This is a genomic window from Segatella sp. (assembly GCF_977051555.1).
In genome coordinates this window covers 24,005-48,852 of record NZ_CDRSSE010000086.1, presented here as the reverse complement: position 1 = coordinate 48,852, position 24,848 = coordinate 24,005, and the positions used below count along the sequence as shown (strand labels likewise).

Below are 24,848 nucleotides of genomic sequence, written 5' to 3'. Positions count from 1 at the left end.
AGAAACTTGGTGTGGAAGGATACCATATAGAAAATGTAGTAGAGGAAATTGATGAGGATGGTAAGGCAAGTCCCGTTGCAAGTGATAAGGATCCATCTGTCATTCTCGTTCATTATGAGTCTATGCTTGGTCATACGATAGAGTATATTCCGCCAAGAGTTAAGATAGAGATTAGTTGCTTGTCTATGAATGAACCTACGGAAGACCGTTTGATTTCATCATATATTGAGCAGACTTTCCCTGGAGAAGATGCGGCGGCTACAGCTACGGTCAGAACAGTTGTGCCTACTCGAACATTCCTAGAGAAGGCATTCCTGCTATGCGAGGAATTTCAGAAACAGACTCCTCGTCATGTCCGAATGTCTAGACATCTTTATGATCTCGAACGCTTGATGGATACAGAATTTGGCAAACAAGCCCTGCAGGATATTGATTTGTATGAGCGTATAGTTAAGCATCGTTCCATATACTATGCTGTTGGGTATGTAGATTATTCTAAGTTGATGCCTAGTGAGATTGATTTCGTTCCTAGGCAAGAGTTGGTGAAGGATTGGGAAGGTGATTATGCAGAGATGTGTAACCACTTTATCTATGGTTAGACTTTATCTTTCGAAAAACTTTTAGAGCGAATCAAGGAGTTGCAAGATAGGTTTAGAAAAGCCTTTTAGCGACTTTTACTCCTTAATAAAATGTTCAATAAAAAAGTTAGAAGGCTATAAGTGTTTGGTATTCAGCCCTAATATTCCTCTGGAATGATGACGAGTATTAATCTCGATGATAGGGCTGCTCTCCTATAAGAGGGTAGCCTTTTTCATCTTTTGTTTCTTGCTTATATATAATAATGTGTAAGAAATTCCGTTATCTTATTGTGTTGAAAAGATTTATCATTATATGGATTCTGCTAGTGGGGGTGCTCGAAATGAGGGCACAGTATGATCCTTCCTTTAGTCATTATTTTGACATGGAACCATCATTCAATCCTGCTGCTGTGGGTAAGCAGTCGAAACTTAATGTTGCGGCGGCCTACGCACTTGATATGGCTGGATTCGAACATAACCCCCGTACCTTTCAGGTGGCGGCTGACATGCCTTTCTTCCTGCTCAATCACCGGCATGGTGTAGGTTTGTCGCTACAGAGCGACCAGATTGGTCTTTTTACTCATCAGCGCCTGGCTTTACAGTATGCTTTGCAGAATAAACTCCTGGGTGGAACGCTGAGCGTGGGTGTTCAAGGAGGTATGCTGAATGAGAAGTTTGATGGAAGCAAGGTTGATTTGGGAGAAAGTGGTGACCCTGCCTTTTCTACATCAAATGTCAATGGAAGCGGAATGGATTTGAGTCTGGGTCTGTATTACCAGCATAAGGCTTGGTACGTAGGACTTTCTGCCCAGCATCTTACATCGCCTACAATTAATCTGGGTGAGACCAATGAATTGAAAATAGATGCCACATATTATTTGACAGGTGGATACAATATTCGGCTTAGAAATCCGTTCTTAACAATAAAGCCGTCTGTTCTTGTAACAACAGATGGCACCACATGGCGAGGCGACCTGACAGGAAGGTTGGTTTACCAATATGAGAAACGGATGTTGTATGGTGGTGTAACCTACAGTCCGGACAGATCTGTGACCATCCTGGTAGGCGGTAGTTTTCATGGGGTAGTGCTTGGTTACAGTTACGAGGCATACACCTCCAAACTCAGTGCCGGAAATGGCAGTCATGAACTCTTTGTAGGGTATCAGACAGATATCAACCTGACCAAGAAAGGCAGAAACCGCCATCAGAGCGTCAGAATATTATAATGTAAATAAAAATAAGAACATAGTAGAATCATAAAACAATGAAGAAAAGTATATTGCTCCTTAGTGCATTCGCTATATTGCTCACCTTGAGCGGCTGCTTTGGTGCCAAGCAAGCTTCTGTTGCAGGCAGAGGTGGCGAGGTGGTTGGCGTGAGCGGTAGAAGCTTTGTAGAGCCAGCCCCTTATGGTATGGTAAAGATAAACCGTGGCTTCCTGAAAATGGGAATGGAGACCCAAGACTCACTCTGGGGAATGAAAACACCACGCAAGGATGTGTCGGTGGATGGATTCTGGATGGATGATACCGAAATCACCAATTCAGAATATAAGCAGTTTGTGGCTTATGTGCGTGATTCTATCCTTCGTACCCGTCTGGCTGATCCTGCTTATGGAGGCGACGAGACTTACATGATTACTGAAGATAAGAATGGCGATCCGGTTACGCCTCATGTAAACTGGAAGAAAGCGCTTCCTAAGAAACCTAATGAGGATGAGCAGAGAGCTTTTGAAAGTTTGTATGAAACCAATCCGGTTACAGGAGAAAAACTCATCGACTGGCGCCAGCTCAACTATAAATACGAAATCTATGATTATACAGCTGCGGCTCAGCGTAAGTTCCGCCTGAATCCACAGGAACGTACCCTTAACACCGATGTGAAGATAAATCCGGACGAGGTGGTGATGATTTCGAAAGATACCGCTTATTACGATGATGAGGGTAGAGTGGTGCGTGAGACTATCAACCGTCCGCTTTCAGGTCCTTGGGATTTCCTGAATACCTATATCGTAAATGTTTATCCTGACACTACCTGTTGGGTAAACGACTTCAAGAATGCAGAGAATGAAACCTATCTGAGAAGTTATTTCAGCAATCCTGCGTATAATGACTATCCGGTAGTAGGTGTTACCTGGGAACAGGCAAATGCCTTCTGTGCCTGGCGAACAGACTATCTGTTGAAGGGCTTAGGTCCTGAAGCTAGATTTGTACAGCGTTACCGTCTGCCGACCGAGGCGGAATGGGAGTATGCAGCAAGAGGCAAGAACCAGAATGAATTTCCTTGGGACAATGCGGATGTGAAGAATGGGGATGGTTGTTTTTATGCCAATTTCAAACCTGACAGAGGCAACTATACCAAGGACGGCAACCTGATAACCAGTAAGGTGGCTATCTATTCGCCAAATTCAAATGGACTTTACGATATGGCAGGTAATGTGGCAGAGTGGACAAGTACCGTTTATACAGAGGCTGGTGTAGACGCCATGAGCGATTTTAACCCAACTTTACAGTATAATGCTGCCATAGAAGACCCTTACCGTTTGAAGAAGAAAAGTGTAAGAGGTGGTTCCTGGAAAGACCCAGAGTCGTTTATACGTTCGGCATGGCGTACTTTCGAATACCAGAATCAGCCTCGCTCATACATCGGATTCCGTTGCGTGAGAAGTCTTGCTACTACGGCAAGCGGAAAACAGAAACCATTGAAGAATAAGAATAGGAGATAAAAAATATGAGCTATTATAGCAAATTCAATATTGTATACCGCTTGCAGAAGTGGATGGATAGTGTGCCGGGTCAGACTTTCCTTAACTATGCTTACAGTTGGGGTGCCTCTATCGTAATCGCTGGTACCCTCTTTAAGTTGACCCATCTTCCTGGTGCCAATCTCATGCTTTTCTTAGGTATGGGAACCGAGATTTTCGTGTTCTTCCTTTCTGCTTTCGACCGTCCTTTCGACAAAACAGCTGAAGGTAGAGACTTGCCTACCCATGCAACAGAAGAGTATCTGGAAGGAAAGGTGTCGGCTGAGGAAATGATGACTGCCCGGAAACAGCCTGAGACGGTTCAACCTGAGACTGTTCAACCTGAGGTTGCTGCTCCAGTATCTCCTGTAATGGCAGCTGCGCCAGAACTGACTCCACTAAATCCTGAGGTGGTAGAAGTTCAGAACAGTTACGTAGAACAGCTGAAGAATCTGGTAGAAACCTTGAGTAAGGTAAACGAACAGAGTAGCCGACTGACCCGTGACAGCGAGGAGATGGAGAATCTGAACCGTACCTTGACTGGTATCAGCCGAGTATACGAGATGCAGCTGAAAAGTGCCAGCCAGCAGATTGGTACCATTGACCAGATCAATGAGCAGACCAAGATGATGGCAAAGCAGATAGAGCAGTTGAACAAGATTTATACCCGTATGATTGATGCCATGACCATCAATATGCGTGTGGCAGCTCCTCATGTAACAAGTGAAGAGTAAACAACGAAGAAAATAAATAGAATCAAGCAAATATATATCCATGGCAATCAAGAAAAGACCGGTTTCGCCTCGCCAGAAGATGATTAACCTGATGTATGTCATCCTGATGGCTATGTTGGCGCTGAATACTCCTACAGATGAGGAATTCGGTGTCAAAGGCAAGTCTGTTGTCGAGAAAATCAAGAAAAGTCTTGCCGATGATGGGAAGAAATCGGATGAGGAGAAGAAAAATATAGATCTGGTAGAACTGAATGTGAATGAACTCGATGCATTCGTTATTCCAGAGAAAACAACCCTCTATGCCGGTGAACGTTTCAATTCGCATGTGGTGATGGCTGCGATAGACAGCACGCAGCGCCCGGAAATCTATGTGAATGGTAGTCGGTTGAATGCCGAGAATGGCAGATACAGTTTTGTGGCTGGTGGCGTAGGTGAGCATCAGTTTGGTGGTTACATCCTGATGAAAGGTAAGAACGGCGAGATGATGCGACGCAATTTCGTTCAGAAATACACCGTATTGCCTGTTCCTAACACAGCTACCGTTGCTGCCGACCTGATGAATGTGCTCTATGCAGGCTATGCCAATCCTATCAGCATCAGCGTTCCTGGTGTTCCGGCAAATGCCATCTCTGCAACCATGACAGGCGGTTCTTTCGTAGCTAAGGGCAATGGTCATTTCGTTGCGACACCATCAGCGGTGGGTAAGGATGTTACCATCCATGTGACAGCCCGCGATAAGGGACAGGTGAGAAGTCTGCCTCCATTCGTATTCCATGTAAGAAAACTTCCTGACCCAACAGCTTATATTGCGATGGGTACAGATAGATTTAGAGGTGGTGCTCTATCGAAAGGTGCTCTGATGGGTGCTCCTGGCATTCATGCAGCCATAGACGACGGACTCCTTGATATTCCGTTCAAGGTACTGGGCTTCGAAACCGTATTCTTCGACAATATGGGCAATGCCATACCTCTGGCTTCTGCGGGTTCCAGTTTCTCGGAACGCCAGCGCGAAGAGTTCAGAAAGCTGTCAAGAAACCGTCGCTTCTATATCTCGCATATCAGGGCTGTAGGTCCTGACGGAATCACCCGAAATTTGCCGGCGGCGATGGAAGTTATCGTCAGGTAAGTGAAGAGTGAAGAAGGAAGAGTGAAGAATTCAAATGCTTTGCTAATCATAATGTTCAAAGTTTAAAGTTCAAAGTTCAATGTAATGAAAAAGATATTATTCATATTCATACTTTTGGGAATGGTGCAGAGCATCATGGCACAGCCAGCGGCTCGCAGAAAGCAGGCTCAGCAAAAGGCACAACAGTCTAATGCTGATAATATGACCTTGCGTGCCAAACTCTATTTCCCTACAGCCATCCCGATGGATGAGGACGTGGTTTGGAGAAGAGACATCTATCGTGAACTCAATCTCACAGATGATGCCAATGCTGCCTTGTATTATCCTGTAGAGCCAACAGATGGTAAGATGAATCTCTTTACCTATATCTTTAAACTGATGTTTACGGGTAGAGTGCCTGTTTATCAGTATCGTATGGATGGTAATGAGGACTTTTCTGCCGCCAACCGTCTTACTCCGAAAGCATTCGTAGATAATTATCATATCTACTACGAGAAGACTGATAACGGAAAGGTGCATATTGATGACAGCGATATTCCATCATCAGAAGTGAAGGCTTACTATGTGAAGGAGACTTCTTACTATGACCAGAAAACAGCTTCTTTCCATACCAAGGTATTGGCTTTGTGCCCTATCATGACCCGTAATGATGACTTTGGAGATGTAGGAAACAAGTATCCGCTCTTCTGGGTGAAGTATGATGACTTAGCTCCTTTCCTGGCTAAGCTGCAGCTGATGACCAGTAATGTGAACAATGCTGCTGTGATGAGTGCAGAAGATTATTTTACCAAGAATCTGTATCGGGGTAAAATCTACAAGACCAACAATATGCAGGGAAATACCCTGGCACAATACTGTTCTTCGGATACAGCTATGGCGAAGGAACAGAAACGCATAGAAGCTGAGTTGGCTGCCTTTGAAAAGAATATCTGGGGTAATCAGGCTCGGAAGGATTCGCTTGACAGTATTGCCAAGGCAGAAAAGAATATGGATGCCAAGACTCTGAAGAAAAGCCGTAACAGAAGAAGTGGTTCTGCATCTAAACCAGCTAAGACTTCTACAGTTAAAAAACGCAGATCAGGAGGAAGTAACGTTTCTTCTGGTGGCTCGGCTAGGGTAACGGTTCGTAGAGAACGTCATTAATTTATATAAGAATTAAAGTAAATATAGAATGAAGAAAGTTTTATCAGTATTAATGCTTGTAGCAGCCATGATGTTTGCTACTAATGCAAATGCCCAGATTAAGTTTGGTTTGAAGGGCGGTTTGGATGTTACTAACATGTCTTTGAGTAACGATGTTTTCGATGCATCTAACAAGACAGGTTTCTTTGTTGGTCCAATGGTAAAGGTTACTATCCCTGTTGTTGGCTTAAGCTTTGATGCTGCTGCCTTGTACGATCAGAAGGAAGCTAAGGTGTCTGTAAATGATGCAGAGACAACAATGACTCAGAAATCTCTTAATATCCCTGTAAACGTACGTTATGGCTTCGGCTTGAGCAGCTTGGCTAATGTTTTCGTTTTCGCTGGTCCACAGTGGGGTATCAATGTTGGTGACAAGAACTTCAAGTGGAATGATAATAGTTCTTATTCTTTGAAGAAATCAAACTTCAGCGTAAACGTAGGTTTGGGTGTTACCCTGCTGAGCCATCTCCAGCTCTCTGCAAACTATAACATCGCTTGCGGTAAGACTGCAGATGTTACCTGGCAGGAAACAAGCGAAAAGATTGTGAATGGTAACAGCAAGAATAACAGTTGGCAGATTGCTTTGGGTTATTGGTTCTAATCCCGTAAAAGAACAGGACAGATTATGGGTGAGAACATCGTATGGTTTCGCCTAGTACATCTTAAAATATATAAAAGCAGGTATCCGATGATGGGTATCTGCTTTTTTTTTGCTAACTTTGCAAGCCGAAAGTCTGAATGGCAGATATTTCAAGGTTTAAGAATATTAGATATGAAGTATGTAGATGTGATATTACCCCTTCCGCTCGACGGAACCTTTACTTATTCTGTCCCTGATGGGATGGAAGGGAAAGTTGTGCCTGGGGTACGCTTGCTGGTTCCTCTTGGTAAAAGTAAGAAATATATCGCAATGGCTACACGACTGCATGATGATAAGCCTGCATTCTCCTGCAAACCTGTCGAGGCGGTGCTTGACAATACGCCTTCGCTTTTGCCTCAGCAGATGAGATTGTGGCAATGGATTGGCTATTATTATATGGCTCCTTTAGGCGATGTCTATAATGCTGCTATGCCTGGTGGACTGAAGTCTACAGAGAAATTCAAGCCCAAGATGGAACTCTATGTGGAACTTGCCAGTACATACCGTAGTGAACAGGCTCTTCACGTAGCGCTCAACTTGGTGCAGAGAGCCTTGAAGCAAGCCAAAGCCCTGACAACCTTTCTGAGTCTCTCGCATTGGGACAGTCTTGATGGTGATACGCCTAGAGAAGGCATTAAAAAAGTGACCAAGGAAGAACTGATGAATGAGAGCCATTGTACGGCAGCTGTTGTCAAGGCGCTTATCGACAGGGGAATTCTCTTTACTTATGAGTTGGAAATAGGACGATTGAATACGAATGGAGAATCTCATCTTGAACTTATCAAACAACTCTCCTTGGCACAGCAAGATGCCTATAATGGAATCCTGATGCAAATGATGAAAAAGGATGTCGTATTGCTCCATGGTGTGACATCCAGCGGAAAGACGGAAATCTATATTCATCTTATCAGAAAAGCCATTGAAGAGCATAAGCAGGTGCTCTATCTTCTGCCGGAAATCGCTTTGACCGTACAAATCATGGAACGTCTGCATAGGGTCTTCGGCGACCGGCTGGGCATCTATCATTCTAAATATAGTGATGCTGAGCGTGTAGAAATCTGGCAGAAACAACTCTCAGATCACCCTTATGATGTAATCCTAGGCGCAAGAAGTGCCGTCTTCCTGCCTTTTAAGGCTTTGGGACTCGTCATTATAGACGAAGAGCACGAGACTTCCTTCAAACAACAGGATCCCGCTCCGCGCTACCATGCCAGAAGTGCTGCCATTGTGCTTGCCAAGATGTATGGGGCTAAGACATTATTGGGTACGGCTACGCCTTCGATGGAGAGTTATTATAATGCGCAGCAAGGCAAGTATGGCCTGGTAAAACTGAAAACAAGATACAAAGGTATTCAGTTGCCGGAAATTCAGGTGGTAGATGTAAAAGACTTGCGCCGCCGTAAGATGATGAGCGGTCCTTTCTCTCCACAGCTTTTGGCTGCAGTAAGAGAGGCTTTGAAGAATGGGCAACAGGCAATCCTCTTTCAGAATCGTCGTGGTTTTGCGCCGATGGTTGAATGTAAGGTATGTGGTTGGGTGCCGAAATGTAAGAACTGTGATGTCTCGCTTACGTTGCATAAGAGTATCAACCTGCTTACTTGCCATTATTGTGGTTACACTTATCCGATTCCTACGGAATGTCCTAACTGTGGCAGTACGGAAATCATGGGCCGTGGTTTTGGTACCGAGAAGATAGAAGACCAGATAGCTGAAATTTTTCCGGAAGCCAAGATTGCCAGAATGGATTTGGATACGACACGTACACGAAATGCTTACGAACGACTGATCGCTGACTTCTCTGAAGGCAGGACGAATCTTCTGATAGGTACGCAAATGGTTTCAAAGGGTCTCGATTTCGATAAGGTGAGTGTGGTGGGCATTCTGAATGCTGATTCAATGCTCAACTATCCCGATTTCCGCGCCTACGAGCATGCGTTCATGATGATGGCACAGGTGAGTGGTAGAGCTGGAAGAAAAGGTAAGCGTGGCTTGGTGATTCTCCAGACCAAGAATCCTACCTTGCCGGTAATCGGACAGGTGGTGCATAATGATTATGCAGGTTTGTATCAGGGTATTCTGGAGGAGAGAAGAACTTTTCATTATCCACCTTTCTTCCACCTGATTAATGTGTATGTAAAACATAAATATGATAAGGTATGCGAACAGGCTAGCCATGAGCTCAGCAAAACGCTGAGAAGCTGGTTTGGCGAGCGTGTGTTGGGACCCGATAAACCTGCTGTGGCAAGGGTTAAGACGATGAACATTCGAAAGATTGTTATCAAACTGGAAAATGGTATTGACCAGCAGAAGGTAAGAGAATATCTGAAGTTTGCTCAGCAACAGATGGGAAAGGATCCGAGATATGGAGCTCTGCAGATTTATTATGATGTAGACCCATTGTAGTTTCCTGGACATCCTTTTCTCTGGCAGAATGGAAGAAAATATGATTGGTAAATAAAATGAAAAAGGCTATCCGTTACTTGTTGCAAGAACGGGTAGCCTTTTAATTATGATATTTGTAGTTATGTTTAGAAGTTGATGTCAAGACCTACTGCGAATACGTTGTTGTTACGTGTGTAGTCTGAACTGTAGACTTGACTTGTACTCTTGTCTGTTTCTGTGGTCTTCTTGTGCTGATAGAAGGTGTGGAAGTAAGCCACGTTCAAATCCATCTTCTTATTGATATGGTATACACCACCAACTGCTACAGAGTTGGAACTTGTAACGAATGACTTATCGTCCATATATCTTTTTGAAGCTGGTGTGTCAAGGTTCTCTTCAGGCAAGCCATAGTTGGTATTCTGCCAACCTGTACTCAAGGTAATCTTCTTGTTTACGTCTACCTCGACACCTGCGTTGTATTCCAATGTACCGCGCTTCAACTTTTCCTGTCGGTTGTTGTAAGATGTAGCGTGCTTGTCATCGAACCAGTGGAAACCAACGTTTACTCTAACTGCATCGACAGGGCTATAGCCAACACCGAGTGCCAGATAAGCAGGAATATCACCAGCAATCTTCTTGCCATCTTCGTATTCGCCGATAGCCTCTTTGAGCTTGGTGTCGAACTCGGTCTTCAAGCCAGCCATTGTCTTTACTACATCACCGTTAGTCAAAACAGTTTGAGTAGTATTTGCTGCTACAGCTTGAGCTTTCTCTGGAGTCATACCCTTATTTGTGAACACCTGAGTCAATGTTCCAACCATCTGTCTGGACAAGTTGTCTGGGAGAGCACTGATACTAGGAGCCTGATTTACAGACTTGTTCTTCAAACGTATGCGAGTCTTGAACTCATATTTTGCAGAGAAGTTCCACTTGCCTGTCTTGAAGTCTACACCGATGATAGGAGTAAAGCCGATGCCGCTCTGGTCACAGCTCAATTCAATGTTGGCTGCATTTTCCTTGTTAGGGTCGAGTACCTTGTAAAGAGGCATGTTGCCTACCTTGATGTTTTCAACATATCCATAGTAGTTTGTTGAAGCATAGACACCACGTACACCTGCAAATGCGCTGAAATTGTCGCTGAATTTATATGCAGCACCTACAGAGAGACCGTAATAGTACTGACGGCCATGCATATAGCTATTGTAGCTATATTCGCCTTTCTGTCCGAATGCTTGGTCGGTTGTAAACATTTGCATTCCTGGCTGTCCTAGTGTATTACCCAATACATTGTCAACAGTTTTTGCCAGACCGCAAGCAGCCATTGCTGTCTCAGCTACGATCTTTTCGAAAGAGCCCAGACCATTATCGAAGGTACACTTGCCGCCACCACCTGTGAGGGCGAAGCTAGCCTGGAGTGACCATCTACCTTTATTATAAGCATACTGGAATGAAGGGATGACAGGTGCAAAAGCCTCACCCTTGAATGTACGAGGAGTAATAGGATTGTTCACATTGTTTGTGAACAGAGCATAATCATTTTCAATGCTACGTGTCTGGTAAGCCAACTGCCAGTTGATGGCAAGATGGTGACCTTTACCCATGAATACAACTCCGGCTGGATTGTAATAAACACCGTCGATACCAATTGAAGCCTCACGGCTCATCATTCTGTTGAATGCTACATGTTGATTGGTGTTGGTGAGCAAACCGCCTGCAAAAGATGGGGTTGCACAAGCCATCGCAATGGCTAAACTAACTAATTTTAGTTTCTTCATCTTAATAATATTAAATAAAAACGTCCGCAAAGGTAATTATAATGTTCTATTTCGCTATTGGTTTTATTAAATATTTAAAACATATTAACGAAAAAAGCCCTTTCTCTTGCACAGATTTAAAAAACTGTGCAAGAAAAAGGGCTTTTATCGGTTATGTTTTACCTTTTTGTATATCCGTTTATACGCTTTACGGCATAAGAACTTCACGAATTGTATCTTTACTCTTGTTCTTTAGACTCCTGACTCGTCTTTTTGCCGGCATTCTGTTTTACGTTTAAGTGAGGATACGAAATACGGGTATGGTAAATAGCCTTGAGTCGTTCGATGAGTACCTGCTTAGCGAGAGCAATGTCTCGGAACGTGATAGGGCACTCCTTGAAGAAACCATCTGCCACCTGTCCGTCGATGAGTTTATTGACGAGGTTACTGATGCTTTCTTCAGTATATTCGTTCAGAGAGCGCGAAGCCGCTTCAACCGTATCTGCCATCATCAGGATGGCCTGTTCGCGGGTAAATGGGTTCGGACCAGGATATTGGAACTGCGACTTGTCAATCACCTCTGTAGGGTGAGCATTACAGTAATTAATATAGAAATACTTGGTGATGCCCGTTCCGTGATGAGTAGTGATGAAATCCTTTATGATGCCTGGCAGACCAACCTTCTCTGCCATCTTCAGACCTTCTGAAACATGGCTTATGATAATCTGTGCGCTCTCAAGGTCGCTTAATTGGTCGTGAGGATTAACGCCCGCCTGATTCTCTGTGAAGAAAACAGGGTTAGTCATCTTACCGATATCATGATAGAGTGCTCCGGTACGCACCAGAAGACTGTTGGCTCTGATGCGGTTGGCAATCTCTGCTGCCAGGTTACCTACGGTGATAGAATGCTGGAAGGTGCCTGGAGCAATCTCACTCAGGTTGCGAAGTAATCCCTTGTTGGTATTTGACAACTCGAAAAGTGTAACATTAGATGTAAATCCAAACATCTTTTCTATAATGTACATGAGCGGATAAGAGAGTAGCAGGAAGATGCCGTTTATGGTAAAGTAGCTATACATGCTGGCATCTACGTTGAACACCTGGTTGTCCTGCATCAGCTGAAGGGCAAGATATACTACACCGCTGGCTATAGTTACCAACAGGGCTGTGATGAATATCTGCGAGCGCTTGCTGAGTTCACGCAAACTGTAAATAGCAACAAGACCAGCTACCAGCTGTACGATGATAAACTCGTACTGGTACTTTACTGCTGCTGCACAAATGAGAATCATCGTAACGTGACTGATAAAGGCTGTACGCGAGTCCATAAACACACGTACGAAGATAGGCGCCATGGCAAATGGGATGATATAGACACTGAAGAAATTGTGTTTCATCATGAGTGACACAAAGATAGGGAACAGTGTAATCATCGCATAAAGCATGGTAATGCTGCGCGGCTTATCAAAATAGTCTTTTCTGAAAAGTGAGAGATAAGAGGTAAACAGCATGACAAGAATGAAGATAAACAGTACCTGTCCGATGATAGTGGTTGTCAGTTCTTCCTGGGTAGAACTGCGGCGCTTCATCTCCTTATCGAATGAATTGAGCACCCGATAGGTGTTGTTCGTAATCACTTCACCACGATCCACAATCTTCTGTCCGCTCATCACCATTCCGCTTGCCAGTGGAATGCTGCTTATCATGTCGGCTTTCTCTGCCTCGCTTCTTTCCTTATCGTATATGACGTTAGCTTCAACATAATTGTTAAGGTTGCAACGGGATAAAAGCTGTCGCTGGGTTGCCAGCTTCTCATCGTAGAAGATGCGTTCGTAAGCGGCAATAGTAGAGTAGAACGAACCGATAGGTACGCTCTTCACATTCTTTCCGTTGATAATTCGTATCATACTGGTAGAATCTTTGTAGATACGATTATATTCCGTGGTAGCGATGATGCCGGTCTGATAAAGGCGCTGAAGCTGGTGGGCTATGAGTCCCACATATTCTTTTGGCAAACCTGGTACACCTTGGCTGAAGTCGTGCAGGAAACGGCTCACCTGTTCGCTGCCGATGGATTCATTGACTGAATAATAAGGTTGGAATTGCTTCATCAGCGAATCCTGTTCACGCTTGATGGCTTCATCGGTCTTATAGATCGGAAAGTCAAATTTTGCGATGACGGAACCATACATCCATGGCTTTCCAACATCATACCTGAACATCCTTCCTTCGTTGCGAGGAAGAAACCAAACAATGATAGCAACGGTGATTAATATCAAAACCGTTTTTGTGGCGAAATTGCGCCAATAGTTCTCTTCTGGGTTGTTAAATATGCTCATTTTCCTACTTTTTTCTTACTTATTTCGTTTTACAGTGCGAAAATACGAAAAAAAACGGCTAAAATCGCAAAAAAAGATGTAAATTTGCAGAAAAATTTGAAAATAGCTATAAAAAGACATGGCAGATAGAAAAGTAAGGGTGCGTTTTGCCCCTAGTCCAACGGGTGCATTGCACATTGGCGGTGTTCGTACCGCTCTGTATAATTATTTGTTTGCTCGCCAACATGGAGGTGAGCTGGTGTTCCGTATTGAGGATACAGATTCTCATCGTTTCGTGCCTGGAGCCGAAGAATATATCCTGGAATCTTTCAAGTGGCTGGGTATCCAGTTTGACGAGGGTGTAAGTTTCGGTGGAGAGCATGGACCTTATCGCCAGAGTGAACGTCGTGATATTTATAAGCAGTATGTTCAGCAGCTCTTGGATAATGATAAGGCGTATATTGCTTTTGATACTCCTGAGGAGTTGGAAGCAAAACGTGCCGAAATCCAGAACTTCCAGTATGATGCTCATACTCGTATGCAGATGCGCAACTCTCTGACTCTTTCTAAGGAAGAGGTTGATAAGCTGATTGCTGACGGAAAGCAGTATACTGTACGTTTCAAGATTGAATCAGGACAGGAGATTCACGTGAACGATATGATTCGTGGTGACGTGAAGGTAATGAGCGATATCTTGGATGATAAGGTACTTTATAAGAGTGCTGATGAATTGCCAACTTATCACCTGGCAAATATCGTAGACGACCACTTGATGGAAATCTCTCATGTAATCCGCGGTGAGGAGTGGTTGCCAAGTGCTCCTTTGCACGTACTTCTTTATAAGGCTTTCGGTTGGGAAGATACCATGCCTCGTTTTGCCCATCTTCCTTTGCTTCTCAAGCCAGAAGGCAAGGGTAAGTTGAGTAAGCGTGATGGCGACCGCCTAGGTTTCCCAGTATTCCCACTGGAGTGGCATGATCCTAAGACTGGCGAGGTTTCTTCCGGTTATCGTGAGAGTGGTTACTTCCCTGAGGCTGTAGTCAACTTCCTGGCGCTCCTCGGCTGGAATCCTGGTACAGAACAGGAAATCTTCTCTCTTGATGAGTTGGTGAAGGCTTTCGATATTTCCCGTTGCTCTAAGGCTGGTGCCAAGTTTGACTTCAAGAAGGGAATCTGGTTCAACCACGAATACATTCTGATGAAGAGCGATGATGAAATAGCTAACCTCTTTGCCCCTATTGTTGCCAACAATGGTGTAGAGGAAACTCTGGACCGCGTAAAGCAGGTGGTACACATGATGAAGGATCGTGTGAACTTTGTCTATGAACTGTGGCCATTGTGTTCTTTCTTCTTCATTGCTCCTACAGAGTATGATGCTAAGACAACCAAGAAGCGCTGGAAGGAATATTCTGCACAGCAGATGACAGAACTTGCTGATGTGCTTGAAGGTATTGAAGATTTCTCTATCGAAGGTCAGGAACCTGTCGTGATGAAATGGGTAGAGGATAAGGGCTACAAACTCGGTGACGTGATGAACGCATTCCGTCTGACTCTCGTAGGTGAGGGTAAGGGCCCGGGTATGTTCGATATCTCTGCCTTCCTTGGCAAGGAGGAAACTCTGCGCCGTCTTCGCAAGGCAATCGAAGTTTTGGGTTAATTCACAATAATTTCTCTCTGAATGGCTTTCTGCAGCATTTTGCTGAAGGCTATTCAGAGAGTTCACGTATTTATAGATAGTAACCAATATAAAGAAATATCATGATCTATAATATCGTAATATATTTCGTCCTTTGGGGCATAGCCATTGCAAGTCTGTTCAATGAAAAAGTGCGCAAGATGTGGCGTGGTGAGCGTGAGGCTTTCAAAATATTGAAGCAGAAGGTGGATCCTAACGCTAAGTACATTTGGTTTCATGCTGCATCGCTCGGTGAGTTTGAACAGGGACGACCTTTGATGGAACGTATCCGCAAGGACTATCCTCAGTATAAGATTCTGCTTACCTTCTATTCTCCTTCGGGTTATGAGGTGCGCAAGAACTATGAGGGAGCTGACATCATCTGTTATATGCCGGTGGATACTAGGTTGAACGCCATCCGTTTCCTTAGATTGGTACGTCCTGTGATGGCTTTCTTCATCAAGTATGAGTTCTGGTCTAATTTCCTTCATATCCTGAAGCATCGCAACATTCCTACTTATAGCGTGAGCAGTATCTTCCGCGAGGATCAGGTGTTCTTCAAATGGTATGGCAGAAACTATGCTGGAGTGCTGAAGTGCTTTACCCGTTTCTTCGTACAGAACGAAGAGAGCAAGCGATTGCTCGAAGGTATCGGCATCACGGCTGTGGATGTGGTAGGAGATACCCGTTTCGACCGTGTTCTCCAGATAAAGGAGGCTGCCAAGCAATTGCCGATTTGCGAGGCTTTCAGAACAGGAGTAGCTTCATCTCAGTCTGCGGATGTACCTCATCATGATTTCAAGGTATTTGTTGCCGGTAGCTCTTGGCCACCAGATGAGAATATCTTTATACCTTTCTTTAATGAGCATAAGGATTGGCGCCTGCTGATTGCTCCTCATGTCATCGCTGAAGAGCATCTGAAGTTGATACTTTCTCTGATAAAGGGCAAGAAGGTGGTGCGCTATACGCAAACTACTCCTGAAGAAGCTGCGGAGGCTGATGTCTTGATCATCGATTGTTTCGGATTGTTGAGCAGTATGTACAACTATGGTGATGTGGCTTATATTGGTGGTGGCTTTGGTGTAGGTATTCATAACACCTTGGAGGCTGCCGTATGGAATATGCCGGTTATCTTTGGTCCGAACAACAAAAAGTTTCAGGAGGCTCAGGGCTTGCTGAAATCGGGTGGAGGTTTTGAAATCAATACCTATGAGGATTTCTCAGGTTTGATGACTTCTCTGATGACTGATGAGACCTTCCTGAAACAGGCTGGCGATAAGGCTGGCGCCTTCGTGGCTCATTTGGCTGGCGCTACTGATAAGGTCTTGGCAAGTGTAAAGTTGTAATAGCTTCATTATATACATATATAAAAAGGTCTCATGAATGTTTTTCTTCATGAGACCTTTTCTTGTATATGTATGTGCCGTAAACCAGGCATCCTGCCTTTATTTGATAATGCGGTAGTAATCCTCTTTTCTTGGTTTTACGGTATGAGGATGCGCAGAAGCATACCCCAAGGCTAAGGCTCCTACTCCCATCAAACCTTCTGGAAGATTCCAGTCTTTCATCAGCTTCTTGCCTTCTTCTGATGCAAACATGCCGTCTTCACGGTTAATCCAGCAAGATGCAAGGCCGATAGAGTGGGCAGCAAGCATCATATTGCCTAAGATAAGGCTGCCATCTTTCACACCGTTAACGTTGCTTTCTGGTGCCAGAACGATAACGATGGTTGGCGCTCCATAGTAAGGATCGCTTTCTACACCCATGATTTCTGCGTTCATCTTGCGAAGCTGGGCGCAAATCTCAGGATTCTGAACGGCAATGATGAAAGGCTCCTGGGTTCCATGGCCTGTAGCTGCCCATGTGCCGGCTTCCAATACCGTCTTCAACTCTTCGTCGGTAATCTGATCTGCCTTGAAGCGACGAATACTTCTTCTCTCCTTAATGGCTTTCAAAACTTCATTTTCCATCTTATCTTGTTTTAAACATTTTATTTAGAAATCTTTTCTCTTTCTTCGCTCTTTTATGCAGGGCATCCGCTTAAATCCTCTTCATCCATATACTGGCTGAGAACCCGAGCAATACGAATCAGGCCCTGCATCAGGGTCTTGCGAGGACAGGCGATGTTGAGGCGCAGGTAGCCCTGGCCAGCCTTTCTGCCATACATCGTACCACTGTTGACGAATACCTTACCATCGTTCATCAGCTTCTCATAAGCCTCGTCGCTTGACAGTTCGAATGGCAGGATATCGAGCCATACCAGGTAGGTGCCTTCAAGGCGGGTAACGCGAACTTGTGGCAATTCTGTATTGAAGAATTCCTTTACAGCCTGATAGTTCTCGTAGAGATATTGGTTCAATTCATCCAACCATTCTTCTCCCTCATTGTAAGCTGCCTGGAGAGCGATAACGCCGAATGGGTTTACGTCACAAACCTCGTTGATGTTGATGGCGCGGTTGATGCGGCGGCGCAATGTTGCATCCGGACAGATAATGTTGGCTATCTGAAGGCCTGCAATATTGAAAGACTTTGATGGTGAATTCAATACTACGCAGTTGTCGCGGCAAGCTTCGCTGATGCTGGCAAATGGAGTATACTGATAGCCTGGCATGATGAGCTCGCAATGAATTTCATCTGCGATGACCTTTACCCCGTGCTTGAGACAGATATCGTTCATTCGCTCAAGTTCCTCTTTCTTCCATACTCTTCCGGCTGGATTGTGAGGATTGCAGAGGATGAAGGCTGTGGTCTTCTCATCGGCACATTTGCGCTCGAAGTCTTCGAAATCTATCTCATAAGTGCAGTTGCCCACACGTTTCAGTTCGTTTTCTACTACTTCGCAGCCGCTGTTTGTAATGCAGGAGAAGAAGCAGTTGTAGACAGGTGTCTGTACCAATACCTTTTCGCCAGGCATGCAGATGGCTTTCAGACAGCAGGAAATAGCTGGTACAACGCCTGAAGTATAGAGAATCCAGTCTTTCTCTATCTTCCACTGGTGGCGGCGGGAGAACCAGCTGATGATAGCCTCGTAATAAGAATCAGGTACGAGGGTATAGCCGAAGATGCCGTGAGCTACACGTTTCTGCAGGGCTTCGATGATGCAGGGAGCAGTCTGGAAATCCATATCTGCTACCCACATCGGAATAACGCCGTCTTCCTTCACCAAATCCCATTTGTATGAGTTGGTTCCACGACGTTCGATGATTTCATCAAAATTGTATTTCATATTTGTTTTCTATCTATGTTGTTTCTTCTATCTATATAGGATAATTCTCTTATTTATATAGGATAAATCTCTTTTTCTCCTAATTGAAATCTTCGTTCATAGACTTTGAATCTCCGTTCAAAGACATTGAACGTACATTCAAAGCTTTTGAACGGCCGTTCAATGTCTATGAACGGAGATTTCAGTTAAGCGTAAGAATAATTAGTTATGGGAACAATAAGTAATTTACTTGATTGTTGCCATTTCTGTAATTACCTCTTAAACTATTTCGATTTATCTGTGATTTCACATGCACCCTTTGGTGCTTTGGCAAACTCAGTATAAGTTACGCTTCCCACTTCGTCTGCCTCGATTCTTCCGGAGATAGGGTTCTTGATGTTGGTGATACTTCCCTTGATCTGTGCATCGATGTTGGTGCAATCCTCGAAGGCACGGTCGCATTCCTTATCAAAGGTGCAATCCTCCAGAGTTACATGGTCCATGTAGCAGAGAGGCTGCTCGCCGCTGATGTGGCAACGTACGAACTTGATGTTCTTGCTGTGCCAGGCCAGATACTCACCATTCAGTTCCGAATCATATACGGTTACATTCTCGCATTCCCAGAAACTGTCCTTGGTTGTAATCTTTGCGTTGTGAATCTCCACATTTCTGCAGTATTGGAATACATATTTAGAGTCGCTTTCAAGTCCGTCTACATAGATATTCTTGGAGAACATGAATGGATAAGTTCCATCGTGGAGCTTTACGTTCTTCAGTTTCAAGCCATCTACCTTCCAGAATGTCTCATCAGCATCTGTGATGTTGACGTTCTCCAAATCCAGATTCTTCATTTCGCGGAAGAACTTAGGCCCATCGATGGTGCAGTCTTTCATCACCATATTATCACTATACCAGATGGCAGAACGGCTTTCTGGAGCGAAGTAGCAGTCTGTGATAAGGGAACCGTCCACATGCCACCAAGGGTATTTGCCATAAAACTTGGAATGGTGGCATTCTATGTTTTGGCAGCACTTGATGCCCGATTCGCCATCTGTAATCGTAATATCTTCTAAACGTACATCGTGAGCACCGAAAAGAGGGCGCTCGCCCCCGAATGATTTGTTCTTTATCAATTCCATAATTTTCTATTATCCTTTTTTATTTGTTATTTCTGTGTGCAAAATTACAAAAATAATGCCAAACTCGTATAACCTGATTTACAGAAAAATGTAACGATATGGCGTATTTTGGGATAAATGGTCGCTATAGGGGAAAAATAAATGAAAAAAGGCTGAATCATGAAGCATTTTCACGATTCAGCCCTTATCGAGTTAACTTCTAAAAATCCGAAGCGGAGAATTACAAGTTAGGGTTCATCTCTTTCCACTCAGCTACTGGAGGAACGATGCCAAGCTCTACGATCTCATCGCGCATCTTGCAAAGGTGCTCGTAAGACTTCTGGAGGCTAGCGAGCTCTTCCTCAGTACCTGTAGGCTCTGTGAAGTGAACACCAGTCTTATCGATAGTAGTAGGCATAGCCATCATTACATTCTTGAAGCCGCACTTGTCGCACTTAACGTAGCAACCTGCTGGCAATGTGAACTTCTCGCCACCCATAGCAGCCTCGATCATCTTAACTGCGTTGTAAGCTGGGCTCTGGAATGAAGAACGGCCGCGGAGCTTGATGATGTTAGAACCACCCTGTACTGTGTGGTGCTTGATCTCTTCCCAACGCTCGTCAGAAAGACCCATCTCTGCCAATGGCTTGCCGTCAACCTTAACTTGAGAAGCAAATACAGCCATCTGCTCGCCGTGACCACCATAAGTGTGAGCGCCAGTAACCTTATCCTGCTGTACACCGAACTCGAGGGCCAAAGCCTGCTGCAGACGAGTAGAATCGAGAGCTGCGAGTGATGTCAACTGGTTTGGCTTCAAACCTGAGTGAATCAATGCTGTCAAAGCTGTAACGTCAGCTGGGTTGAAGATAACAACTACGTGCTCAACCTCTGGGCAGTACTTCTTGATGTTGTCACCAAATTCTGCAGCAATCTTGCAGTTGCCCTTAAGAAGATCCTCACGAGTCATACCCTCCTTACGAGGAGCACCACCAGAAGAAATGATATATTTAGCACCAGTGAAAGCCTCCTCTGGGTTAACTGTATAAGTTACGTTAACACCTGGGAATGCGCACTGCTGAATCTCATCGAAAACACCATGTACACCTGGCTCGAAGATATCATAAAGACAGATGTTTGGAGTAAGACCGAGCATCAAAGCGCTCTGTACCATGTTAGAACCGATCATACCGCCTGCACCGACGATAACGAGTTTGTCATTTGTTAAAAAATTCATAACTACAATTCTTATTTAAATGTTTATAATCTTTTTCTCCTTATTATTAAATAGCGGATCATATCCGGAAGAAAGTTTGTAAAACTCCTTCTTTTTACTTTCCGACCGCAAAATTAATAAAAAGTAATGTAAATCGTGCATATTTTTGCGCTTAAATTTGTTGTTAATTCTTAAAAATGTTATCTTTGTAATCTCTAATTAGCAAAATGCATTATTTGGAGATAAGTTAAACATTAAATTGCATAAAAATATGAATGAAATCGAATTACGTTTAGCTAGATTGAGGGAGTTGATGAAGCGTGAACATCTTTCTGCTTTCATCTTCCCGAGTACTGATGCTCACCAGAGCGAGTATGTCGCCGACCATTGGCGGGGAAGAGAGTGGATTTCTGGTTTTAACGGGTCGGCTGGTACTGCTGTCGTTACGATGACTTCGGCTGCTTTATGGACAGATTCCCGTTACTTTCTGGCTGCAGAAGAACTGTTGGGAGGTACTGAATATCAGTTGATGAAGCTGAGAATAGAAGGTACGCCTACTATCGCTGAATGGTTGGGTAAAGAATTGCAGGAGGTTCAATCTCCTGAGGTTGGACTTGACGGTATGGTCAACTCTTATAATTATGTTAAGGATTTAAGCTATTCTCTCCGTAAACTCGGTGGAATTACGCTTAGAACTAATTTGGATCCTTTGGCACAAATCTGGGAGAATCGCCCTTCGCTTCCTGCAAATCCGGTAGAAATCCAGCCATTGGAATATGCAGGAGAAACGCTGGCTTCTAAGGTGTCCCGTATCCGTAAGTCTTTGAGAGAACTTCATGCTGATGGCATGCTCGTATCTGCTTTGGATGATATTGCTTGGACTTTGAATCTTCGTGGTACTGATGTTCATTGCAATCCTGTATTTGTAAGTTATTTGTTGATTGAGAGTGATAAAGTTTCTCTCTTTGTGGATGAAAACAAACTGTCTTCTGAAGTAAAACAGTATCTTCAAGACAATCAGGTTTCTCTCTATAATTATAATAAGGTGGAAAAATGCCTTGAATCATATTCGGAATATAATATCTTGCTGGATGGAGATGAAACGAGCTATTATCTGTGGAAAGCTGTTAAATGTCAGGAGATCGTAGCTGCAGGTTCACCTATCCCGGCTATGAAGGCTGTGAAAAATAAAGCTGAAATAGAGGGCTACCGTAGTGCGATGCTTAAAGATGGTGTAGCTATGGTTAAGTTCTTGAAGTGGTTGAAACCTGCAGTTGAGGCTGGTGGACAAACAGAAATATCCATTGATAAGAAATTAACTTCTCTGCGTGCAGAACAGAAACTGTTCAGAGATATTTCTTTTGATACGATTGCCGGATATGCGCAGCATGGAGCAATTGTACATTATGAGGCAACACCTGAAACTGATGTCGTTCTGAAACCGGAAGGCTTGATCTTGATAGACTCTGGAGCCCAATACCAGGATGGTACTACGGATATTACCCGTACCATAGCTTTGGGACCTGTATCTGAAGAGATGAAGCATATTTATACCTTAGTTCTGAAAGCGCATATACAGTTGGAATTGGTTAAATTCCCCGATGGTGCATCCGGAACACAGCTGGATGCTGTTGGAAGAGAGTGTATGTGGCGTGAAGGATATAATTTCCTGCATGGTACAGGACATGGAGTAGGTTCGTATCTCTGCGTGCATGAAGGCCCTCATCAGATTAGAATGGACTGGATGCCTACACCTTTGAGGGCTGGAATGACCTTGACTGATGAGCCTGGTTTGTATCTGGCAGGTAAGTTTGGCGTAAGAATAGAAAATACGGTCCTGATTTCAGACTACATGTCTACAGAGTTCGGTAAATTCCTGCAGATAGAGCCTCTTACTCTTTGTCCTATAGATACCACTCCTATAGATGTTGATATGTTGTTGCCTGAAGAGATTGAATGGCTCAATGATTATCATCAGTTGGTTTATGAAAAATTGTCTCCTTTCCTTAATGAAGAGGAGAAATTGTGGCTTAAAAATGCTACAAAACCCATAAAATGAACATTTTAGAGCAAAAAGTTGAAGAAAAACTTGGTAGTTTGATAAAATAGATGTAATTTTGCACCCGCAAATTGTGGCATTGCCATATTTCGCATAGAATAACATAAGTTTAACATAATAAATTAAAAGCAAAAAAATGATTATTGTACCAGTTAAAGACGGTGAGAACATCGAGAGAGCTCTCAAGAAGTTTAAGAGAAAATTCGAAAAGACAGGTGTTGTTAAGGAGCTCCGTGCTCGCCAGCAGTATGACAAGCCTTCTGTTTTGAAGCGTCTCAAGATGGAACACGCCATCTACGTACAGCAGTTGCGTGCAAACGAGGAATAAAAGTAAAAAATCCTCAAAAAATTTGGTAGTTTAAAATAATTTTCGTAACTTCGTTGCCGAAATGAAAAAGGTACGACGTTATGTTGAGTATAGATAAGTTCTTGGAATATTTGCGCTCTGAACTGAACAGGTCACAGAGAACGGTAGAAAACTATCGCGAAGATTTGAAACTCTTTGAGCAATATGCTAGGAACTTGTCTGAATCCTTCACTTGGGAATCTGTTGATTCTGATATGATTCGCAACTGGTTGGAACATATGGTAGATGTAGGTAATAAAGCAACCTCGGTTAATCGCCGGTTAAGTGCTTTGAAAATGTTCTATCGGTTTGCGCTAGTCAGACATTATGTGAAGTCGGATCCTGCTCATAGACTCAAAGGGCCTAAGGAAAGTAAACCGCTGCCTCAATTCTTGAAAGAAAATGAGATGGATGAGTTACTTGACAGGAAAATGTGGGGCGATGATTATAATAATGTACGCGCACGTACTATTATAATATTGTTCTATGAGACGGGGATGCGATTGTCGGAGTTGATAGGACTTGATGTTGACGATGTAAACTTTATCAAAAATGAGATAAAGATTACGGGTAAGGGAAACAAACAACGTATAGTTCCTTTTGGTGACGAGCTTAAAAATACTCTTTCGGAATATTTGGCTCTAAGGGCACAAAGAGTGAAGGTTAGGTCTGGAGCTCTTTTGCTTGCGGATAGGGGCGGACGGATGAGTCCGGTTCAAGTCAGAGAAATCGTGAAAGAGAACCTCGCAAGGGTTTGCTCGTTAAAAAAGAAAAGTCCGCACGTGTTGAGACATACGTTTGCTACAGCGATGTTGAATCATGGTGCTGGAATTGAAAGTTTGAAAAGACTGTTGGGGCATGCGAAACTCTCGACGACCGAGATTTATACGCATACAACGTTTGAACAGTTGAAACGAGTTTATATTGAAGCCCATCCTCGGGCGTAACCTTTTAAAAAATGGAGGTAACTATGGAAATTAAGATTCAGTCGATTCACTTCGACGCTACCGAGAAGTTACAGGCGTTTATCGAAAAGAAAGTCGCCAAGTTAGAAAAAACTTTTGAAGATATACAGAAAGTAGAGGTGCAATTAAAGGTCGTAAAGCCTGCTACTGCCTTGAATAAGGAAGTTCATCTGGAAGTTGCTGTCCCTGGAACCAAGTTGTTCGTGGAAAAGACATGCGACACTTTTGAGGAAGGAATTGACCAGGCGGTGGACTCAATGAAGGTTCAATTGACCAAATTTAAAGAAAAATCAAGGAATCGATAAAAAAAACTCGAAAAAATTTTGTTGATTCAAAAAATAGTTGTATCTTTGCAGCCGTTTTCCGATAGATGGAAATTTAGCCGTATTGCGGCTGTAAAGATTGCCTCTTTAGCTCAGTTGGCCAGAGCACGTGATTTGTAATCTCGGGGTCGTTGGTTCGAATCCGACAAGAGGCTCAGAAAAAGAAAAAGTTTGGGTAGTTACCAGAGTGGCCAAATGGGGCAGACTGTAAATCTGCTGGCTATGCCTTCGGTGGTTCGAATCCATCACTACCCACTTTCTTTGATAAGCGGAAATAGCTCAGTTGATAGAGCACTAGCCTTCCAAGCTGGGGGTCGCGGGTTTGAGCCCCGTTTTCCGCTCAATTTATTAACTTGCTGTAATAGCTCAGTGGTAGAGCACTTCCTTGGTAAGGAAGAGGTCCTGAGTTCAACTCTCAGTTACAGCTCTATCGTTCTAGATGCTTAGGATGGTAGAGGAACAGATTATTCATTTATATAAATAAAAA

19 protein-coding genes, 4 tRNA genes and 1 pseudogene are annotated in these 24,848 nt (G+C 43.7%); 18 read left to right on the top strand and 6 right to left on the bottom strand.

The genetic code is table 11. From position 1 onward, the window contains the following. The 8 genes and pseudogenes from ACWJAO_RS13475 to priA form a co-directional block, all read left to right on the top strand. A partial coding sequence (locus tag ACWJAO_RS13475; RefSeq protein ID WP_449140603.1) for a nucleotidyl transferase AbiEii/AbiGii toxin family protein occupies nucleotides 1-599 on the top strand: 599 nt, incomplete at its 5' end. A gap of 242 nt (nucleotides 600-841) precedes the next feature. Next, nucleotides 842-1,804: a PorP/SprF family type IX secretion system membrane protein gene (locus tag ACWJAO_RS13470; RefSeq protein ID WP_449140602.1), complete on the top strand. Its 963-nt coding sequence runs from the start codon at nucleotides 842-844 to the stop codon at nucleotides 1,802-1,804. A gap of 38 nt (nucleotides 1,805-1,842) precedes the next feature. Next, entirely contained in the window at nucleotides 1,843-3,303 is a 1,461-nt protein-coding gene (porK, locus tag ACWJAO_RS13465; protein WP_444395054.1) for a T9SS ring complex lipoprotein PorK/GldK, read from the top strand. Between the two features lie 5 nt (nucleotides 3,304-3,308). Continuing rightward, entirely contained in the window at nucleotides 3,309-4,055 is a 747-nt protein-coding gene (gene porL / locus ACWJAO_RS13460) for a type IX secretion system motor protein PorL/GldL (protein ID WP_449140601.1), read from the top strand. Nucleotides 4,056-4,284: 229 nt separating this feature from the next. Further along, a pseudogene (gene porM / locus ACWJAO_RS13455) lies at nucleotides 4,285-5,181 on the top strand (type IX secretion system motor protein PorM/GldM); the annotation flags it as partial. Between the two features lie 84 nt (nucleotides 5,182-5,265). After that, a complete protein-coding gene (porN, locus tag ACWJAO_RS13450) occupies nucleotides 5,266-6,324 on the top strand; it encodes a type IX secretion system ring protein PorN/GldN (protein ID WP_449140600.1) in 1,059 nt (352 codons plus the stop codon). A gap of 28 nt (nucleotides 6,325-6,352) precedes the next feature. Next, entirely contained in the window at nucleotides 6,353-6,964 is a 612-nt protein-coding gene (locus ACWJAO_RS13445) for a porin family protein (RefSeq protein WP_449140599.1), read from the top strand. Nucleotides 6,965-7,135: 171 nt separating this feature from the next. After that, nucleotides 7,136-9,406 carry a replication restart helicase PriA gene (gene priA / locus ACWJAO_RS13440; RefSeq protein ID WP_449140598.1) on the top strand — a complete coding sequence of 757 codons (2,271 nt, stop codon included), beginning with the start codon at nucleotides 7,136-7,138 and terminating at the stop codon, nucleotides 9,404-9,406. Nucleotides 9,407-9,531: 125 nt separating this feature from the next. On the opposite strand, the gene ACWJAO_RS13435 is transcribed toward priA, so the two are convergent. Both ACWJAO_RS13435 and ACWJAO_RS13430 read right to left on the bottom strand, forming a co-directional pair. Then, nucleotides 9,532-11,160 (bottom strand): OmpP1/FadL family transporter, encoded by a 1,629-nt coding sequence (locus tag ACWJAO_RS13435; protein WP_449140597.1) that lies wholly within the window; start codon nucleotides 11,158-11,160, stop codon nucleotides 9,532-9,534. A gap of 218 nt (nucleotides 11,161-11,378) precedes the next feature. Then, the gene (locus ACWJAO_RS13430) at nucleotides 11,379-13,478 is read right to left on the bottom strand and encodes an HD family phosphohydrolase (protein ID WP_449140596.1); all 2,100 of its coding nucleotides are present in this window, start codon (nucleotides 13,476-13,478) and stop codon (nucleotides 11,379-11,381) included. 118 nt (nucleotides 13,479-13,596) lie between these two features. On the opposite strand from ACWJAO_RS13430, the gene gltX reads away from it, so the two are divergent. Together gltX and ACWJAO_RS13420 are read left to right on the top strand one after the other, a co-directional pair. Next, nucleotides 13,597-15,114 (top strand): glutamate--tRNA ligase, encoded by a 1,518-nt coding sequence (gene gltX, locus ACWJAO_RS13425; protein WP_449140595.1) that lies wholly within the window; start codon nucleotides 13,597-13,599, stop codon nucleotides 15,112-15,114. A gap of 104 nt (nucleotides 15,115-15,218) precedes the next feature. After that, on the top strand, nucleotides 15,219-16,478 hold the full coding sequence (locus ACWJAO_RS13420) for a 3-deoxy-D-manno-octulosonic acid transferase (RefSeq protein WP_449140605.1): 1,260 nt from the start codon (nucleotides 15,219-15,221) through the stop codon (nucleotides 16,476-16,478). Nucleotides 16,479-16,577: 99 nt separating this feature from the next. On the opposite strand, the gene ACWJAO_RS13415 is transcribed toward ACWJAO_RS13420, so the two are convergent. The 4 genes from ACWJAO_RS13415 to ACWJAO_RS13400 form a co-directional block, all read right to left on the bottom strand. Then, a complete protein-coding gene (locus tag ACWJAO_RS13415; protein ID WP_117586702.1) occupies nucleotides 16,578-17,102 on the bottom strand; it encodes a nitroreductase family protein in 525 nt (174 codons plus the stop codon). Nucleotides 17,103-17,155: 53 nt separating this feature from the next. Continuing rightward, a complete protein-coding gene (locus tag ACWJAO_RS13410; protein ID WP_022122133.1) occupies nucleotides 17,156-18,358 on the bottom strand; it encodes a MalY/PatB family protein in 1,203 nt (400 codons plus the stop codon). A gap of 263 nt (nucleotides 18,359-18,621) precedes the next feature. Then, a complete protein-coding gene (locus ACWJAO_RS13405; protein WP_118152775.1) occupies nucleotides 18,622-19,476 on the bottom strand; it encodes a DUF3737 family protein in 855 nt (284 codons plus the stop codon). Nucleotides 19,477-19,696: 220 nt separating this feature from the next. Further along, nucleotides 19,697-20,689 carry a malate dehydrogenase gene (locus ACWJAO_RS13400; RefSeq protein ID WP_264902325.1) on the bottom strand — a complete coding sequence of 331 codons (993 nt, stop codon included), beginning with the start codon at nucleotides 20,687-20,689 and terminating at the stop codon, nucleotides 19,697-19,699. 250 nt (nucleotides 20,690-20,939) lie between these two features. On the opposite strand from ACWJAO_RS13400, the gene ACWJAO_RS13395 reads away from it, so the two are divergent. The 8 genes from ACWJAO_RS13395 (at nucleotide 20,940) to ACWJAO_RS13360 (ending at nucleotide 24,788) form a co-directional block, all read left to right on the top strand. Beyond that, the gene (locus tag ACWJAO_RS13395) at nucleotides 20,940-22,727 is read left to right on the top strand and encodes an aminopeptidase P family protein (RefSeq protein WP_449140594.1); all 1,788 of its coding nucleotides are present in this window, start codon (nucleotides 20,940-20,942) and stop codon (nucleotides 22,725-22,727) included. Between the two features lie 136 nt (nucleotides 22,728-22,863). Next, nucleotides 22,864-23,055, top strand: a complete 192-nt coding sequence (gene rpsU, locus ACWJAO_RS13390; RefSeq protein ID WP_006848852.1) for a 30S ribosomal protein S21 — start codon at nucleotides 22,864-22,866, stop codon at nucleotides 23,053-23,055. 83 nt (nucleotides 23,056-23,138) lie between these two features. Beyond that, a complete protein-coding gene (gene xerA / locus ACWJAO_RS13385; RefSeq protein WP_449140604.1) occupies nucleotides 23,139-24,020 on the top strand; it encodes a site-specific tyrosine recombinase/integron integrase in 882 nt (293 codons plus the stop codon). 23 nt (nucleotides 24,021-24,043) lie between these two features. Continuing rightward, complete coding sequence (gene hpf, locus ACWJAO_RS13380) at nucleotides 24,044-24,343, top strand: ribosome hibernation-promoting factor, HPF/YfiA family (protein WP_022122138.1); 300 nt, start codon at nucleotides 24,044-24,046, stop codon at nucleotides 24,341-24,343. Nucleotides 24,344-24,442: 99 nt separating this feature from the next. Beyond that, nucleotides 24,443-24,516: transfer RNA gene (locus ACWJAO_RS13375), tRNA-Thr, on the top strand. Between the two features lie 18 nt (nucleotides 24,517-24,534). Continuing rightward, nucleotides 24,535-24,616 (top strand) — tRNA-Tyr (locus ACWJAO_RS13370). Nucleotides 24,617-24,629: 13 nt separating this feature from the next. Then, a tRNA-Gly gene (locus ACWJAO_RS13365) sits at nucleotides 24,630-24,702 on the top strand. Nucleotides 24,703-24,716: 14 nt separating this feature from the next. Continuing rightward, a tRNA-Thr gene (locus ACWJAO_RS13360) sits at nucleotides 24,717-24,788 on the top strand. Nucleotides 24,789-24,848 lie beyond the last annotated feature (60 nt).

Coding starts and splice junctions, on each gene's coding strand:
- ACWJAO_RS13470 (WP_449140602.1), top strand. CDS start 842: ATGTGTAAGAAATTCCGTTATCTTATTGTGTTGAAAAGATTTATCATT.
- porK (WP_444395054.1), top strand. CDS start 1,843: ATGAAGAAAAGTATATTGCTCCTTAGTGCATTCGCTATATTGCTCACC.
- porL (WP_449140601.1), top strand. CDS start 3,309: ATGAGCTATTATAGCAAATTCAATATTGTATACCGCTTGCAGAAGTGG.
- porN (WP_449140600.1), top strand. CDS start 5,266: ATGAAAAAGATATTATTCATATTCATACTTTTGGGAATGGTGCAGAGC.
- ACWJAO_RS13445 (WP_449140599.1), top strand. CDS start 6,353: ATGAAGAAAGTTTTATCAGTATTAATGCTTGTAGCAGCCATGATGTTT.
- priA (WP_449140598.1), top strand. CDS start 7,136: ATGAAGTATGTAGATGTGATATTACCCCTTCCGCTCGACGGAACCTTT.
- ACWJAO_RS13435 (WP_449140597.1), bottom strand. CDS start 11,160: ATGAAGAAACTAAAATTAGTTAGTTTAGCCATTGCGATGGCTTGTGCA.
- ACWJAO_RS13430 (WP_449140596.1), bottom strand. CDS start 13,478: ATGAGCATATTTAACAACCCAGAAGAGAACTATTGGCGCAATTTCGCC.
- gltX (WP_449140595.1), top strand. CDS start 13,597: ATGGCAGATAGAAAAGTAAGGGTGCGTTTTGCCCCTAGTCCAACGGGT.
- ACWJAO_RS13415 (WP_117586702.1), bottom strand. CDS start 17,102: ATGGAAAATGAAGTTTTGAAAGCCATTAAGGAGAGAAGAAGTATTCGT.
- ACWJAO_RS13410 (WP_022122133.1), bottom strand. CDS start 18,358: ATGAAATACAATTTTGATGAAATCATCGAACGTCGTGGAACCAACTCA.
- ACWJAO_RS13405 (WP_118152775.1), bottom strand. CDS start 19,476: ATGGAATTGATAAAGAACAAATCATTCGGGGGCGAGCGCCCTCTTTTC.
- ACWJAO_RS13400 (WP_264902325.1), bottom strand. CDS start 20,689: ATGAATTTTTTAACAAATGACAAACTCGTTATCGTCGGTGCAGGCGGT.
- ACWJAO_RS13395 (WP_449140594.1), top strand. CDS start 20,940: ATGAATGAAATCGAATTACGTTTAGCTAGATTGAGGGAGTTGATGAAG.
- rpsU (WP_006848852.1), top strand. CDS start 22,864: ATGATTATTGTACCAGTTAAAGACGGTGAGAACATCGAGAGAGCTCTC.
- hpf (WP_022122138.1), top strand. CDS start 24,044: ATGGAAATTAAGATTCAGTCGATTCACTTCGACGCTACCGAGAAGTTA.